14 protein-coding genes are annotated in these 15,624 nt (G+C 68.4%); all 14 read right to left on the bottom strand.

Going from position 1 to position 15,624, the window contains the following annotated elements:
- Positions 1 to 145: 145 nt before the first annotated feature.
- The 14 genes from AB0L91_RS12765 to AB0L91_RS12700 all read right to left on the bottom strand — a co-directional run bounded on the left by AB0L91_RS12765 (position 146) and on the right by AB0L91_RS12700 (position 15,567).
- Positions 146 to 1,180 carry an alpha/beta hydrolase family protein gene (locus tag AB0L91_RS12765; RefSeq protein WP_365011277.1) on the bottom strand — a complete coding sequence of 345 codons (1,035 nt, stop codon included), beginning with the start codon at positions 1,178 to 1,180 and terminating at the stop codon, positions 146 to 148.
- Positions 1,181 to 1,490: 310 nt separating this feature from the next.
- Complete coding sequence (locus AB0L91_RS12760; RefSeq protein ID WP_355283639.1) at positions 1,491 to 2,552, bottom strand: alpha/beta hydrolase family protein; 1,062 nt, start codon at positions 2,550 to 2,552, stop codon at positions 1,491 to 1,493.
- Between the two features lie 299 nt (positions 2,553 to 2,851).
- Positions 2,852 to 3,922 (bottom strand): alpha/beta hydrolase family protein, encoded by a 1,071-nt coding sequence (locus AB0L91_RS12755; RefSeq protein ID WP_218721226.1) that lies wholly within the window; start codon positions 3,920 to 3,922, stop codon positions 2,852 to 2,854.
- Positions 3,923 to 4,164: 242 nt separating this feature from the next.
- Positions 4,165 to 6,111: a flagellar motor control protein ZomB gene (gene zomB, locus AB0L91_RS12750; RefSeq protein WP_357345779.1), complete on the bottom strand. Its 1,947-nt coding sequence runs from the start codon at positions 6,109 to 6,111 to the stop codon at positions 4,165 to 4,167.
- Positions 6,089 to 7,021: a decaprenyl-phosphate phosphoribosyltransferase gene (locus AB0L91_RS12745; protein WP_365009564.1), complete on the bottom strand. Its 933-nt coding sequence runs from the start codon at positions 7,019 to 7,021 to the stop codon at positions 6,089 to 6,091. The genes zomB and AB0L91_RS12745 overlap by 23 nt, the downstream gene beginning before the upstream one ends.
- Before the next feature lie 26 nt (positions 7,022 to 7,047).
- Positions 7,048 to 7,560, bottom strand: coding sequence for a phosphatase PAP2 family protein (locus AB0L91_RS12740; RefSeq protein ID WP_355283672.1), 513 nt, complete (start codon positions 7,558 to 7,560; stop codon positions 7,048 to 7,050).
- 89 nt (positions 7,561 to 7,649) lie between these two features.
- Positions 7,650 to 9,584 (bottom strand): glycosyltransferase, encoded by a 1,935-nt coding sequence (locus AB0L91_RS12735; protein WP_365009563.1) that lies wholly within the window; start codon positions 9,582 to 9,584, stop codon positions 7,650 to 7,652.
- Positions 9,581 to 10,798 (bottom strand): UDP-galactopyranose mutase, encoded by a 1,218-nt coding sequence (glf, locus tag AB0L91_RS12730; RefSeq protein ID WP_357345773.1) that lies wholly within the window; start codon positions 10,796 to 10,798, stop codon positions 9,581 to 9,583. Before glf ends, AB0L91_RS12735 begins: the two co-directional genes overlap by 4 nt.
- A gap of 81 nt (positions 10,799 to 10,879) precedes the next feature.
- Positions 10,880 to 11,389 carry a hypothetical protein gene (locus AB0L91_RS12725; RefSeq protein WP_365009559.1) on the bottom strand — a complete coding sequence of 170 codons (510 nt, stop codon included), beginning with the start codon at positions 11,387 to 11,389 and terminating at the stop codon, positions 10,880 to 10,882.
- Positions 11,390 to 12,087: 698 nt separating this feature from the next.
- The gene (locus AB0L91_RS12720; protein ID WP_365009556.1) at positions 12,088 to 12,585 is read right to left on the bottom strand and encodes a hypothetical protein; all 498 of its coding nucleotides are present in this window, start codon (positions 12,583 to 12,585) and stop codon (positions 12,088 to 12,090) included.
- Between the two features lie 395 nt (positions 12,586 to 12,980).
- Positions 12,981 to 13,601: a hypothetical protein gene (locus AB0L91_RS12715; RefSeq protein WP_355283620.1), complete on the bottom strand. Its 621-nt coding sequence runs from the start codon at positions 13,599 to 13,601 to the stop codon at positions 12,981 to 12,983.
- A 50-nt stretch (positions 13,602 to 13,651) separates the two neighbouring features.
- Positions 13,652 to 14,191 (bottom strand): hypothetical protein, encoded by a 540-nt coding sequence (locus AB0L91_RS12710; protein WP_365009552.1) that lies wholly within the window; start codon positions 14,189 to 14,191, stop codon positions 13,652 to 13,654.
- A 24-nt stretch (positions 14,192 to 14,215) separates the two neighbouring features.
- Positions 14,216 to 14,626 (bottom strand): hypothetical protein, encoded by a 411-nt coding sequence (locus tag AB0L91_RS12705; RefSeq protein WP_365009550.1) that lies wholly within the window; start codon positions 14,624 to 14,626, stop codon positions 14,216 to 14,218.
- Between the two features lie 182 nt (positions 14,627 to 14,808).
- Positions 14,809 to 15,567 carry a TipAS antibiotic-recognition domain-containing protein gene (locus AB0L91_RS12700; protein WP_365009548.1) on the bottom strand — a complete coding sequence of 253 codons (759 nt, stop codon included), beginning with the start codon at positions 15,565 to 15,567 and terminating at the stop codon, positions 14,809 to 14,811.
- Between the last annotated feature and the right edge of the window lie 57 nt (positions 15,568 to 15,624).

Genomic DNA, 15,624 nt, shown 5'->3' with positions numbered 1-15,624 from the left:
ATCCCCGCCCTGGGACTGCCTCATCGTTCGTTGTACCGCAGTACCGGCCGATAACCCGGGAGGACACGCGAGCGCCCCGCACAGCAAAAAGACCGGCTCACCCTGCGGGTGAACCGGTCTTCTCAGCGTTGCTGGGCGGAAACTATCAGGCGCCCAGCGCGCCCAGGATCTGCGGACGCGCCTTCCACAGCTGGTCCTCCCAGTACTTCCAGGAGTGGGTGCCGTTGGCCGGGAAGTCGAAGGTGGCGGCGATGCCGAGCGACTTCAGGCGGCTCTGGAACGCCAGCGTGCTGACGAACGAGATGGCCTCGATGCCCATGGCGTTGGCGGTGTTGTACATGCCGCCGAGGCCGGCCGGACGATCGTGCTGGCCGGGCAGGCCGTTGGCCGAGGAGATGAACATCGGCAGGCCACGCAGCTCGGGCGCGAAGACCATCGGGTCCATCCGCAGCCACGCCGGGCTCCACGGAGCGGCCATGGAGTCGACGTTGAAGCGGCCGGCGTCGAGCATCATCACGCGGATGGCCTCACGCATGCCGGGGGCACCCCAGTTCAGCGGGCCCGAGAGCGAGGACGCGTGCTTGAACTGGTCGCGGTGCAGGGCGGCGAGACGCAGGGCGGCCGGGCCACTCATCGACAGGCCGAGCACCGCGTTGTTCTTGCGGGAGACGCCGTAGCCCTCGAGGAAGGCCGGCAGCTCCTCGGTCAGGAAGGTCTCCCACTTGTAGGTGGTCTTCTGGCCGTTGGTGTTCGAGGCCGCGGTCCAGTCGGCGTACCAGCTGGACTGGCCACCGACCGGCATCACCAGGGTGACGTTGTCGCCTGCGAACTGCTGCATCGCGTTGGTCTCGAAGGACCAGGCGTTGCGGTCGTCGCGGGCGCGCAGGCCGTCGAGCAGGTAGAGCGCGGCGTTGCCACCGTTGCGCGCCCACTGCACCTGGACCTTCACCGGGCCCATCTTCGACGGCACCATCAGCTCTTCGTAGCCACCGGCGGGCGCGCGCAGCGCCGGCACGGACGCGGGGGCGGCGAACGCCATCGGGGCCGCCCCTGCGGCGATCGGCAGCACGAGGGCTGCGGCGCCGACAGCTAGAATTCGATTACGCCAACCGCGAGGTGCAACTCCCCGGGACGTGCCCGGCTGGTCACCCTTCGGCGCGGCGGCCTTGCCGAAACGCATGTGAATTCCGCTCTCTTTCTGCTGTTGTGGCATGCCAGACCCGTCTCCGACATCGGCCCGGATCCCGACAGTCCGGCCGATCAGACAGGTGAAACAACGATCTGGTCACACTTTCGCTCGCTGGAGGATATTCGACCCACGAATTACTTGCAAGGGCAACGGAACTCGCCGGTATTAAACCGGAGAGCCGGTCTGTCGAGCCGAGCAGGTCAGCACCCGTGAACATCCGGTTCGGCCACGATTCCACTCGGAAAACAAACGCCCGGTGCACGAATGCACCGGGCGTTCTGGTTGTCTCGGGCGACAGGCGTCAGCCGATGTTGTTCGACATATCCGGGATCATCCGCAGCGCCTCGTCGTTCCAGTTGTTCCAGGCGTGGATGCCGAACGCCGGGTACGAGTAGACGACATTGCGGGCGCCGAGCGTCGCCATCCTGACCTCGAAGGCGCGCGTGTTGGCCAGCGCCAGCGCCTCCAGCGCCATGCCGTTGACGGTGTTCATGTTCGGGCCGTCGGTACCGGTCGGCAGGCCCGAGGCCGCGGCGACCCAGAGCCGGGTGTTGTTGCCGACCAGATTCGGGGCGAAGACGAACGGGTCCATCCGCAGCCACTGCGGGCCCCACGGCGGCGCCATCGAGTCGACGTTGTAGCCGCCCGCGTCCAGCATGGCGATGCGGATTGCCTCGCGCATGCCGGGTGCCGAGATGTTCAGGTAGCCGGAGAACGCGCCGGCGAAGGAGAACTGATCCGGGTGGTAGGCGGCCAGCGTCAGCGCGGCCGAGCCACCCATCGACAGCCCGAACACCCCGTTGCGGTGGCGGCTGAAGCCGAGCCGGCCGGCGAGGGCGTTCGGCAGATCGTTGGTGAGGAACGATTCCCACTGGTACCGGTAGCTCTTGCCGGGCCCGCCGGAGAGCGCGTTGGCCGCGCCGGAGCCCGCGTTCGGCGCGCCGTTACCGGCAATACCGAAGAATTCGCTGGGCGAGTTCCAGTCGGCATAGAAGCTCGACATACCGCCGACCGGCATCACCACGTTGATATCCGCCGCGGCGAGCGCATTCGGGATATCCGTTTCGATCTCCCAGCCGTTGAGGTTCTCCGGCGCGCGCATGCCGTCGAGGACGTAGGCGACGCGATTGGTATTGCCGTTTCGCGCCGGGAGAATGCGCGTCTTGATCGGGCCCATCCCGGAGTCGACCCAGAAGTCGAAGGCGGCGGGGTTGAATCCGGCGGACGCGGGGGCGGCGCCGCCCGCGATGACCGTTCCGATCGGCACCAGCAGTGCCATGGATACGCCGGCGGCCCAGCGCCGAGCCCACGATCCGGGGGCTGCGGTCTTCACGGGCCGACGCTTCCAGCGCAGTGTTCGCATTCGACTAGACCTTTCTCGGCTGAACCGACAGCGCAAACCCCGAGCTATACCGTCGGATCCCTCATCGGGCGTCGAAAGCGATCAATCCAGGGCAAAACGGACGAATCAACCTCGACGCATGCTCACTGTGTATGAATCAATGACGAATGCTTACATGTTGCTGGAAAGTGACCCAGAGCACAACTCACGGTGACCTGCCGCACGTAATTCGTCACCGGCTATCAGTCGGATCGTGACGGAAACGAAGAAAACCGCCCGGTGCGTAAGGCACCGGGCGGTTCGTCTTCGAGCGGATCGAGCTAGCCGATGTTGGCCGACAGATCCGGGATCATGCGGTTGACCTCGGTCTCCCAGTTGCGCCAGTTGTGCACGCCGGTGAGCGGGAAGTCGAAGTTCGCGTTGCCGCCGCCGAGGGTGGCCATGCGCACCTGGAAGGCGCGGCTGTTCACCATCGCGAGCAGCTCCAGCGGCACACCCTGGACGATCTCCATCGGGTTGGACACGTCACCGGCGCCCGGGATACCGCTGGCCGCCGACACCCACACGCGGGTGCCGTTGGCCACCAGCCGCGGCGCGAAGACGAACGGGTCCATCCGCAGCCACTGCGGGCCCCACGGCGGCGCCATGGCGTCGATGTTGAAGCCACCGGCGGAGACCATCGCCACCCGCATCGCCTCACGCATACCCGGCGCCGAGATGTTCAGGTAGCCGGAGAACGAACCGGCGAAGCTGAACTGGTCCGGGTGGTAGGCGGCCAGCGTCAGCGCGGCCGAGCCACCCATCGACAGACCGAACACACCGTTGTTGTTGGGGTTGAAGCCGAGCCGGGCCGACAGCGCGTTGCGCAGGTTGCCGGTCAGGTAGCTTTCCCACTTGTAGGTGTTCTTCTTGCCCGCGACCTGGGCAGGCGCGATCGACGAGCCCGTCATCGCGGACCCGGTGGCCGCCGAACCGGTCGAGCTGCCGCCCGAGCCGGTGTCGAGACCGAAGAAGTTGCTCGGGGCGTTCCAGTCGGCATAGAAGCTGGACTGGCCGCCGACCGGCATGACGACATTGATGTTGGCCGCGGTCAGCGCCCGGGCGACATTGGTGTCGATCTCCCAGCCGCTGAGGTCGTCGCGGGCCCGCATGCCGTCGAGCGCGTACACGACGCGACCGGTGTTGCCGTCGGCCGCGCGGAAGATCCGGTTCTTGATCGGGCCCATCTCGGAGTCGACCCAGAAGTCGAAGCCACTGGGATCGAACGCCGCCGAAGCGGTGCCGGTCGGGCCGGCCACCGCCGCACCGAGCGGTAGGACAACAGCCAGGGAGAGAAGCATCGACCGCTTGAGCCAGCCGGCTCCCCGGGCTCTGAGACGTCCGCCACGCATTCTGTTTTGGGCCTTTCCTCGTGCGGTTCGCGCGGAACCGCGGTTGCAAATGACCGCCGACTTACTACCGGCACACCAGTGCGCCGACGGGCCGTTCCTCGAAGACCATATCGTGACATCGATAGCCTGGCGTTACCGAAAAGTGATTAAGCGGCGAACGCCACTGGGAAACCCCAGGCCAGGGGTGTAACCACTGAGCCGACGGATAACCCGTGGGCCCAGTGTGACGCATGTAGACCGTTTCAGCGCGGCGGCTCGGGGAATGGATCAACCAATCCGCAGCGCTGGATCTCGTACTTGGGCACCCGGTCGATCCGGTACTTCGCGAAACTCAGCGCATGACGCAGGTTGTGCCTGAACCGGTCGAAGGTGAGCGGATCGCGGGTGGAGATCATCAGCGCCTGCGTTTCCGGGCACGACATCGCCGTGCGCGCCTGGGTGACCCACTCCTCGTCCATGTACCAGGGCATCCACGGGTGGATGTCCACCATGCCCGAGTCGACGACCACCCAGTCCGGGTACAGGCTCTTGTCGTGCCCGATGCGGCCGTCGGCGAGCCGGTCCGAATGCGCGGCCAGCGGGTAGGCCAGGCCCATCGGATCGATGACGCGCACGCTCAGCGGCACGTTCATGCTGGTCATGCCCAGGTTCAGGAAGTAGACCGTGTGCCCGGCGCCGCCCTCGGGGATCGGCTGCGGCGGCGGGTCCAGGTACCAGAACGTGTACGACGGCGAGTTCAGCAGCAGGCCGCCGTTGGGGTTGGCCGCGATGTCGTTGACCATCGCCCGCATGCGCGGGTAGTCGAGGTAGTCCTCGGCCAGGATCGGATGATCCTTGCCGGTGTTGAGCACGTAGTAGACGCGCTCGTCGACGATGCCGGAGGAACTGATCTTGGTGCCGGTCTTGATCGCGGTGGTGCTCGCCGCGTACAGCGACCAGCCCGCGGTGCCCAGCAGCGCGGCCAGCACGACCACGGTCGACCAGTCACGGGGGGTGAACGCCCGCAGCCCGCCGACCGGCAACCGGATCGGCACGACCGCCACCGGCAGCAGCAGCAGGAACAGCTGGGTCAGCAGCATCCGGCCGTGCATGAAGTCACCGCCGACGCGGATCGCGTAGACCGTCAGCAGCAGGCCGCTGCCCAGCACCATGGTGACGACCGCGCTCGGCGACCGCAGCCAGGTCCGGATCGCCGCCACCGACCACCGCGGCCGCACCGCGACCCCGCGCGCCACCGCGGTGACCACACCGGCGATCAGCAGCACGAGCAGCGGAATCCACAGGTAGTACGGGCCGACCAGGTCCCACAGGTACTTCATGCCCTGGCCCCACTTGGCCCCGCCCGCGTCCTTGGCGACCGCGGTGTTCGGGTAGGGCAGGCCGTAGTAGCCCATCCGCCAGATCTGGTAGGCCACCGGCACGATCCCGGCGACGAACACGATCAGCGCGCGCAGCGCGATCGGGCCGTACCGGAACCGCGGCATCGGGGCGAGGAAGATCATGCCGAGGGCGAGCACGCCGATCAGCGTGGCCTCCGGCCGGATCAGCGGCGCTAGACCGGCCAGGAAGACGAGTCCGAGCAAGCTCGGCACGCGCACCACCGCGGCCTGGCTCCAGCGGATCAGCAGCCACCACAGCAGCCCGACCCAGCAGATCACCAGGCCGCTCTCCAGCCCGGAGGTGGCGTAGTCACGGGCGGGCGGCAGCGCGATGTAGACGAGCACGCCCGCCGGGATGAGCAGCTGACCGCTGGTCCCGCCCCACAGCCGGGCGGTGCCGAGCATGGCGAACACGATCGCCAGCAGCGAGACCGTCAGCGCGACGCCGAGCACCACGTACTCGAGCCGCGCCTGGGTGAGCCAGCTGAAGAACCAGACCAGGTAGGTCCACGCGGTACTGGTGTTGGCCTCGACCCGCTCGTCCATGTTGAAGACGGGGCCGTTGCCCGCGAGCAGGTTGCGCACCGTCCGCAGCACGATGAGGCCGTCGTCGGCGATCCAGCGCCGCTGCCAGGCACCCACCGCGAACACGACGACGGTGAGTACCACCCCACCGACGAAGGTGGCGCGGGACAGGGTCGCGAAACGGGCGGTCGGACGCGCCGACTGCTCGTCGTCGCGTAGCCGCTCGTATTCGGTTGTTTCCTGCTCCGCTACCACGATCTCGTCAGGTGAGATAGACAGCGACACCTACCGCTCCGATCCAGGCAATAGCGAGGAACTGCAGGATGCGGTCCCCCAGCGCGATCTCTTCGGGTTCACCGGCCTCGCCACCGTCGACGTCGACCGCGTAACGCAGGATTGCGATGGTAAACGGGATCATGGAGATCGAGTACCACTGGGTGTCCCGAGCCGAGTCCTGCTGGAACGCCCAGAGGCCGTAGAACACCACGACGGCGGTGGCCGCGAGCGTCCAGATGAAGCGCAGGTAGGTCGGCGTGTAGTACTGCAGCGACTTGCGGATCTTCGCGCCGGTCTCCAGCGCGATCTGCAGTTCCGCGTAGCGCTTGCCCGCCGCCATGAACAGCGAACCGAACGCCATGATCAGCAGGAACCACTGCGACAGGGCGATGCCGGCGGCCGCGCCACCGGCGACGGCGCGCAGCAGGAAGCCCGAGGACACGATGCAGATGTCGAGCACGGCCTGGTGCTTGAGGCCGAGGCAGTAGGCCAGCTGGATGGCGATGTAGATGGCCATCACCACGGCCAGGTGCCAGGACGCCAGGAACGAACCGGCGATCGAGCCGATCAGCAGCACCACGGCCAGCGCGTACGCCAGGTTGACCGGGACGACGCCCGCCGCGATCGGGCGGAACCGCTTGGTCGGATGCGCCCGGTCGGCCTCGACATCGAGCGAGTCGTTGACCAGGTAGATACCCGAGGCCGCCATGCAGAACACCACGAACGCGATCGCGACGTGCACGAGCACGCCGGCGTCGCTGATCGCCTCGGGCCCGACGGCCAGCGGCGCGGCGAGCACGAGCACGTTCTTCACCCACTGACGTGGGCGCATGGCCTTGATGACACCGCCGACCAGAGTCTTCGGCGGGCCCTTCACCACGCCCTCGTCGAGGACGGCGGCGGACGGTTCTTCGCTCATCTCAGCCAAGGTTCTTTCGGTTGCGGTCACTGTCGGAGTCTCTTTTCGGCGGCTAGCACGGCGGCTGCCGACGCGGCCCCCAATGCGGAACCGGCGAGCACGTCGGAAGGGTAATGCACCCCGAGGACGACCCGGGAAAGGAGCATCGGAGGCACGAGCACCGCTGGCAAGGGTAGCCCGGTCAACCGGCCGAGCAACACCGCAGCCGCCGTGGTGGACGTGGCGTGCGAGGACGGGAAGCTCAGCTTGCTCGGCGTCGACACGTTGACCTGCACCGCAGGACTGTCCGGGCGCGGGCGCCGGACGATCCGCTTGATCACGATCGACGCGGCGTGCGCGCCGACGGCGCCGACCGCGACACCGGCCCACTGCCGACGGCGCGGCTTGTCGACCAGCCAGCCCGCCGCGGCGATGCCGACCCAGCCCAGCGCGTGCTCACCGAAGTGCGACATGCCGCGCGCGGCCGAGACGACGGCCGGGTTGGTGCCGATGGTCGTCTGCACGGTGTTGATGATGCCGACCTCGAGCGGCACCTCGATGTACTCGTCGTCGCCGCACGCGCAGGCGCACTCACCGCCGCAGCCTTCCTCGGCCAGCTCCAGCTCGGGCAGTTCCGGGTTGATCGCGTTCACTTCTTCTCGGTTCCGTTCTGGCTGAGGCCGAAGGTCTTCTCCCACGCCGCCGTGCTGGTCAGCTCGGCGTGCGCGGCCCGGTAGCGCTGCTGCATCTCCGGGAAGCGGGCGGTGAGCTCCTTGCGCAGGCGCATCGCTTCCTTGAGGAGCTCGGCGGCCTTGCGCGGGTCGCGCTTGCGGTAGACGACGCCACGGCCGTCGGCGGTCGTCACGGTGACGCCGTCGACCTGGGACAGCAGGAACCAGCGCGCGTCCAGCGTCGGCACGTTCAGCTGCGGGGTGTCGTGCGCGGCCGGGTCGGCCTTGCGGAAGTTGTGCACCACGCCCTTGGCCAGGCGCGCGACCTTGGCGATCGGGTTGCCCGGCTCGCCGACCGCGCCGACGCCGTGCCGGTTGGCCAGCGGCAGTTCGGTCGAGGACGGCAGCACCACGGCGTCCGGGTAGTCCTTGCGCATCGCGTGGATCTTGCCCAGCGCGCTCGGCAGCAGGTCGAACAGACCCTCCGGACCGGCCAGGAAGTCGCGGATCGCCTCGTTCTGGATGGCGACCGTCGAGTACTCCAGGCACAGCAGGTGCTTGAGCGTGGCCTTGACCGTGTTCACGATCATCGGCTTGCCGTCACCCGGCAGGTGCAGCGAGGCGACGACCAGGCGGTTGCGCAGGTGGAAGTACGCCTGCCAGTCGATCGCGTCGTCCTTGTCGGACCAGGCCATGTGCCACACGGCCGCACCCGGCAGGGTGATGGTCGGGTAGCCGGCCACGCGGGCGCGCAGGCCGTACTCGACGTCGTCCCATTTCAGGAACAGCGGCAGCGGCTGACCGATCTGCTCGGCCACCTGCCGCGGGATCACGCAGGTCCACCAGCCGTTGAAGTCGACGTCGATGCGCCGGTGCAGCAGCTTGGAGTTGTCGCGGTCCTTGAGCGGGTACTTCGAGAAGTCGTGGTCGTACTCGACGTTCGGCGCCGAGGACCACATGAAGATCCCGCGATCGACGACCTCGCCCATGCTGTGCAGGTGCGAACGCTCCTGCAGGTTCAGCATCTGCCCGCCGACCAGCAGCGGCGACTTGGCGAACCGGGAGAACGCCAGCGCGCGCAGGATCGAGTCGGGTTCGATCTCGATGTCGTCGTCCATGTAGACGATGAACTCGGCGTCGGTCTTGAGCGCCTCGTACATGACCCGGCTGTACCCGCCGGACCCGCCGAGGTTGGGCTGGTCGTGGATGCTCAGCCGGTCACCCAGCGTCGCGGCGGCCTCGGTGAAGCCGGGCTCGTCGACGACCTTGCGATTGCCCTGGTCGGCCACGATCACCGCGGCGACATTGCCGAGCACCAGCGGGTCCGAGCCCAGCGCGGCCAGCGTCTTGACCAGGTCGGTGGGCCGGTTGAAGGTGGGCATGCCGACCGCGATGGTGCCGGTGCCCGGCGCCTCCTGCGGGGCGTACCAGCCGCCGGCCAGCAGCGTCACCGCCGTGTCGGTGGTGATGTCGAACCAGATCCAGCCGCCGTCCTCGAACGGGCCGAGATCGGTCTCGAACTCCACGAACACCGAGTCCGCGCCCTGGGCGACGGCGAATTCTTTGCCTTGCACATGGATTCGCGAGCCGTCGGCCTTCGAGCGGTACACGTCGACGCGGCCGTGCCCGGCCAGCTCCAGCCGCAGCACCACCGAGTTCAGCACGCTCCAGCGCCGCCAGTAGCTGGCGGGCAGCGCGTTGAAGTAGGTGCAGAACGACACCTCCGACTCCGCGCCGATCGAGAGCGCGGTCCGGCTGGTGGCGTGTGCGCGGCGCGCGTTGGTGGTGGATTCCTCCAGGTAGAGGGTCCGCACGTCGAGCGGCTCGCCCGGCCGGGGCAGGATGATCCGCTGCAGCAGCGCCTTCGCCCGCGTCTCCGTCGTCACGTCGTCGAGCACCGGCTGCGCGCTCACGCCTCGTCCACCAAAGCCGCGCCGGACTCCAGGTGCGGACGCAGCACGTTCTCGAACATGCTCAGCGCCGAACCGATCGCCATGTGCATGTCCAGGTACTGGTAGGTGCCGAGGCGGCCGCCGAAGAGCACCTTCTTCTCGGCGGTCTCCTTCTTGGCGAGCTCGCGGTAGGCCAGCAGCTTGGCGCGGTCCTCGGGGGTGTTGATCGGGTAGTACGGCTCGTCACCGGTCTGCGCGAAGCGGGAGAACTCGCGCATGATGACCGTCTTGTCGGTCGGGTAGTCGCGCTCCGGGTGGAAGTGGCGCGGCTCGATGATGCGGGTGTACGGCGCGTCGGCGTCGTTGTAGTTCATCACCGAGGTGCCCTGGAAGTCGCCGATCTCGAGTACCTCGGTCTCGAAGTCGATCGTGCGCCAGCCCAGCTCGCCCTCGGCGTAGTCGAAGTAGTGGTCCAGCGGGCCGGTGTAGACGACCGGCGCGTCCGGGCTGGCCGCGACGATCTCCGCACGCACGTCGAACCAGTCGGTGTTCAGGCGCACGTCGATGAGGTCGGAGGCGGCCATGTTCTCCAGCCACTTCGTGTACCCCTCCTTGGGCAGGCCCTCGTAGGTGTCGTTGAAGTAGCGGTTGTCGAAGGTGTAGCGCACCGGCAGGCGGGTGATGTTGCCCGCGGGCAGTTCCTTCGGGTCGGTCTGCCACTGCTTGGCGGTGTAGTCACGCACGAACGCCTCGTAGAGCGGGCGCCCGATCAGCGAGATCGCCTTCTCCTCGAGGTTCTGCGCGTCGGCGGTCGCCACCTCGGCGGCCTGCTCGGCGATCAGCGCCTTGGCCTCTTCGGGGCTGAAGTAGCGGCCGAAGAACTGCGAGATCAGGCCCAGCCCCATCGGGAACTGGTAGGCCTGGCCCTTGTGCAGCGCGAACACGCGGTGCTGGTACCCGGTGAACTCGGTGAACTGGGTGACGTAATCCCACACCTTCTTGTTCGAGGTGTGGAACAGATGCGCGCCGTACTTGTGGATCTCGATGCCGGTTTCGGGCTCCGGCTCGGAGTAGGCGTTGCCACCGAGGTGGTAGCGCCGGTCGATCACCAACACCCGCTTGCCCAGCAGGTTCGCGGCACGCTCGGCGACGGTCAGGCCGAAGAAGCCGGAGCCGACCACGATCAGGTCGTAAGCAGAATTATCGGAGTTACCCGGGGACGATGCGACGGTCACGGGTGCCCAGCGTATCGGAAGACGCCGGATTGTCCCGGCGGAGTCGCCGACCTGCCGCTGAGCTGGGGTGATGCGCTCGGCTCACCGGTGCGGGTCTCCTGGCGTGTATCCGGGGGATGGATGCCCACCGGAATGGGGTTCGATGTGCCCGTCGCCTCCTCGCGAAGGTCGCGCTGCGATTGCCGAGAGCACGAGCATGACGAGCAGGAGGACTGCCAGCACCACGCCGAACGTGGCGAGGCGCTCCCCTGGGTAGTCTCCGACGATGAGGTCGCCGCCCAGTCCGGCTTGATGGATCCTGATGGCGACCAAGCTCGAGAACACCGAGTCCGGGACCATCCCGTACGCGTTCACCGCGAGGCAGCTTGCTGTCATGACCGCGACAAAGGCGGTACTCGATCGCTCGGGCCGACGGGTCATCCTGGCCACGACGAATACCCCGAAGGCGGCAACGATCAGATGTGCCAGGGTCATCGGCACCAGCAGCCGACCGGTACTCCAGTCCCTTCGGCCCAGCCATTGGATCGTCAACAGACCCAACCCCGCAAAACCTGCTGCATGGCAGGTGAGGAGCACGGCGAGCACCACCACCGCACGTCGTGTTAGCACACGCCATAACGGCGACGCCCCGCCCCGAGGCTGTGCGCCCGGAAACCCCCGATGCCCCACGTCCGCCCCCGGTTGTGGGTAACCGGCCACCATCGGCGCATGAGTCCCCGGCGTCTGCCACCACTCCCCACCCGGCTGTCCCTGCCCGGCCGGCAACAGCCCGGGATGCGGGTACCCGGCCGGTGCTTCGCCGAAGCCCGGTGACGCAGACGCAGGACCCGGATATCCGGGCTGACCACGCGACGCACCCTGTACAGCGGGCGACGGCCCAGCATGTGGGAATCCGGGCGCAACGCCGAATCCCGGCACTGCGGCCGATGGAACCTGATGCCCGAAGTACTGACCGTTCGGCGTAACTTGCCCGGCGAACGGCTGCCCGGGATACGGGGCGCCAGGTGCGACACCAGAGCTCGGAACTCCGGCGGATGCGCTCGGATACCCCGGGCGCTGGTCGAGAGATGCGGAACCGGCCGGGGCACCGGTGTCGTACTGCGCGGTTGCCGGAGCCGGGCCCGGGAGCCCCGCAACCGGCTGCACCGCAATGTCATTCGGATCAGGACTGGATGGCTGACTCATGTGCGTCCCCCTTCTGGCACAGACTGCTCGATACCTCGGTACGGAAAATACGCCGTGGACGAGCGTCGATCCCACAGCCCGCCAACCACTTCAGCATCGACACCTCAGTGGTACAGGTGTCCCGGTGGTGGAACGCGGTGACCCGGTGTCGCAGGCCCGTAGGCGTATCCCCCGGGCAACGACCCCATCTGCGGCTGCCCGCCGACGCCCTGCGGCACCTGCCCGGATCGAGGCCGTCGCGGCCGGCTCGCCGCTGCCGAGACCAGCAGGAGAACGACGAGGAGCGAGCCGAGCACCAACCCGGCCAAGGGGATCAGCGATCCGAGCTGGTTCCCGGGGGCTGTCAGCCCGCCGGGCTCGGCGTACTGCGACAGGAACGCCGCCGCCAGCGCAACGACGAGCGCTCGGCCGTATCTGACCTGCTGGGCGAGTAACAATCCACCGATCGCCCAGAACAGCGTGAGAACCAGGTTGCCCGCGGCGCTGTCCGAGATCTGCTCGGTCGTCGCGGACCCCGCGTCGGGATTCGCCGCGACCCACCGGAATCCGATGATCGCGGTGATCACCGAGATGGCGGCGAGGAGCAGTGCGAGCGCCGCCATCGTCCGACGCAGCGGCACACCCGAACCGGCGGCGGGTGTGAGCCGACCGGGGCGACCCAGGCGCCCCGCGTCGGTCGCAGGCCGAGGTCGGCCCACCGGAGACCCCGCGTCCGACGCCGACCAGGGTTGGCCTACCGGAAGCCCCGCATCCGGTGTCGGCCGCGGTTGGCCCAGGTGAAGCCCCGCGTCCGGTGTCGGCCTGGGTTGGCCAACGTTGGCCCCGGGGTACGCGTCGGCTCCCGGCGAGAGCCACCATTCCCCCGCACCCGGACCCTCGTGACCTGGGCCGTACTGCACGGTCGGCGGTGCTGGCAGCGCGGAAACCGGCTGGGCGACACCCTCGCTCGGAGCGTGGCCGGACGGATGGCTCATGCGTGATCCCCCCTGCGCGCGCGTCAGTAGTACGGGTAGGGAGCGTACGCAGGTTGGCGGGCGGCCCGAATCCAGCGACCCGTGGACGGGGCTGCGGCGCAGAGGAGGATGAGCAGCGGGATGCAGGTGGCGACGACGCTGCCGATGACCACGGCGGGCGGGGCGCCTTCGCTGGCCGCGATCGCGACCGAGATCGCGCTGATCAGCAGGCCGATCGTGGACAGGATGATCAGGATGACCCGGCCCGCGGTCTTGCGGCGGAACAGCAGGATCGAGCCGAGCAGCCACAGCAGGGCGGGGATCGCGGCGATCGCGATACCGGCGATCGTTCCGGCGCGGGCGTCGTCGCTGCGGACCGAGTCGGTGTTCAGCTCGGTGGCCGCGACCACGCCGAGACCGATCAGCGCGAACAGCGAGATCAGCAGGGAGAGCAGGGCCGCGGTGATTCCGGTGCCACCGCCTGCCCGCTGCGGTGCGCCGTAAGCCGGTGCGCCGTAACCGTATCCGGGCGCGGGTTGCTGCGCGTACCCGTACGGCTGCGGGGCGTAGCCCTGCTGCGCGTAGGGATCGGCCGCGTAGCCGGGTTGCGCGTAACCGCCCGCGTACGGGTCGTGGCCCTGCTGTGGACCATACGGGTATCCCATGGTGTCCCCCTCCGAAACGAGCGCGGCGTCGCGCCGCTGACCTGCCGAAACTATACGGCCGAACCGACAGCCCGCTCGGTCCGAGCGTAGGCCGCCGTCCACGGCAGCGCCGCGGGCACCAGCACCAGCGCGCCGAGCGCGACGGCCGCCAGCGCGGCCGCCCAGCTGTGGTTCACGATCGCCGTCACCGCACCGGGTACCCCACCGAACCCGATCGGAATCGATCGGAGGACGGATTCCTCGGCGAACCAATGGATGCCGTACTCGGAGTCGTAGTTCACCAGCGTGGCCAGCAGCCCGAGCACGCCGAGCCCGAGCTGCGCGGCCGCCGCCACGATCAGCACCCACCGGCCGGACTCGTCGCGCCGGGCCAGCAGCATGCCGCCGTAACCGAACGCGAACGCCGCCACCAGCGCGCCGAGCGTGGCGAACAGGGCCAGCGAGTCGTCGAGCCGGTCGGGGTCGTTCAGGAAGGCGCGCACCAGGACCACGGCCCCGACCAGGTTCGCCACCGCGGCAACTCCGGCACAGCACACGGCGACGATCGCCGTCACCTCACCGGCTTTCGACTTCGCATCCTGCACGACCATGGCTCGACCGTATCCCGAGTCGGCCTAGCGCGTCGTGGTCCACCGGCGCGTCGGCTCGATCAGGCTGAGCACCAGGATCACCCCATTGAGCGCGAGCCACCAGTCCAGCGGCCCGACCCGCAGCCCGTGCCCGGCCCCGTTGAGCACGACGACCAGCAAGGTCGCCCCGCTCATCGCCCCCGATATCCCCACCAGAATCCGCCTGCCGAGCATCCGCCGCCGCAACAGCAGCACCGCCCCCAGCAGATACACCACCCCCAGCCCACCGACGATCCCCGCGCCCGCGTAATCGAGCTCGATCTCCCGCCCGAACGCCCGCACCACCGCCGTCGCCGTGCCGACGATGATCCCGGCACCCCCGACCAGCACCCCGAGCCACCCGGCGACCAGCGCGGTCACCGCGCGAGAAGGCCGCTCGGGCTCCACCTGATCCACCACTATCCCCTGCACGTTGTCGTCGTCGCCGTCAGTTATACGGCGCGACGGCCGATCGAGCCCGTCGACCGAGGTCCCGGGGCCACGCCGGGCAGCCCGAGACGCCGAAAGCCGCGTCCGGGCGGGTGGCGTCCGGGCGCGGCTTCCTGCTAGTTCCCGGCTGGGCGCCGGGTGAAACGCGATCAGGCGGTCCGGCCTGCGACGTGGGCGCGGAAGGCCTCGAGGATGTACTCGGCGGTGCCGTCGCCGTGCACGTCGTAGTTCTTGCGGAAGCGCGGGTCGGCGACGTACATCTCGCCCAGGTTGAGCAGGTATTCGTCGGTCACGGGGCGGCCCTGGGTGCCGTCGCCGAGCCAGGCGCGGTGCCTGGCGACGATCGCCTGGACGGTCTCGCCGTCGACGGGCAGGCCCGCGGCATGGGCCTTGCCGAAGTCGGCGGAGATGTCGAGCTGGGTCTGCAGGAATCCCTGCTTGTCCGCTTCGCTCAGCGAGCGCCACCAGCGGTCGCCGCTCTCGTAGGCCTCCTTGCCCCAGCGTTCGGTGACCTCGTCCTTGTACTGGGTGTGGTCGAAGCCGTCGAAAACCTCTGCGGCCATGAGTGGTTCACCTCTTTCGGTCTTGTGCAACGTGGTCGACACCGATTCGATCCGGCGCGCGATCAGATCCTGTTGCTGCCGCAGCAGCTCCAGGTGGGTCCGCAGCGCGTCCGCGGTGTCCTGTTCCCCGGCGAGAACCTCGGCGATCACCGGAAGGCCGAGCCCGAGTTCGCGCAGCAGCAGGATGCGCTGCAGGCGGATCAGGGAGTTCTGGTCGTAGTAGCGGTAGCCGTTGGCGCCGATCCGGCTCGGTTCCAGCAGGCCGAGCTGCCCGTAGTGGCGCAGCGTGCGGCTGGTGGTGCCCGCGGCTTTCGCGAGGTCCTGGATGGACCATTCACCCGCCATGACCTTCCCTTTCTCGTCGGTGTCCCCAGTCTGCAAGTTGACGCTACGTCAAGGTCA

This window comes from Nocardia sp. NPDC051833, from assembly GCF_040681225.1.
Lineage (GTDB): Bacteria > Actinomycetota > Actinomycetes > Mycobacteriales > Mycobacteriaceae > Nocardia.
This window is presented reverse-complemented; position numbering and strand designations above follow the sequence as displayed.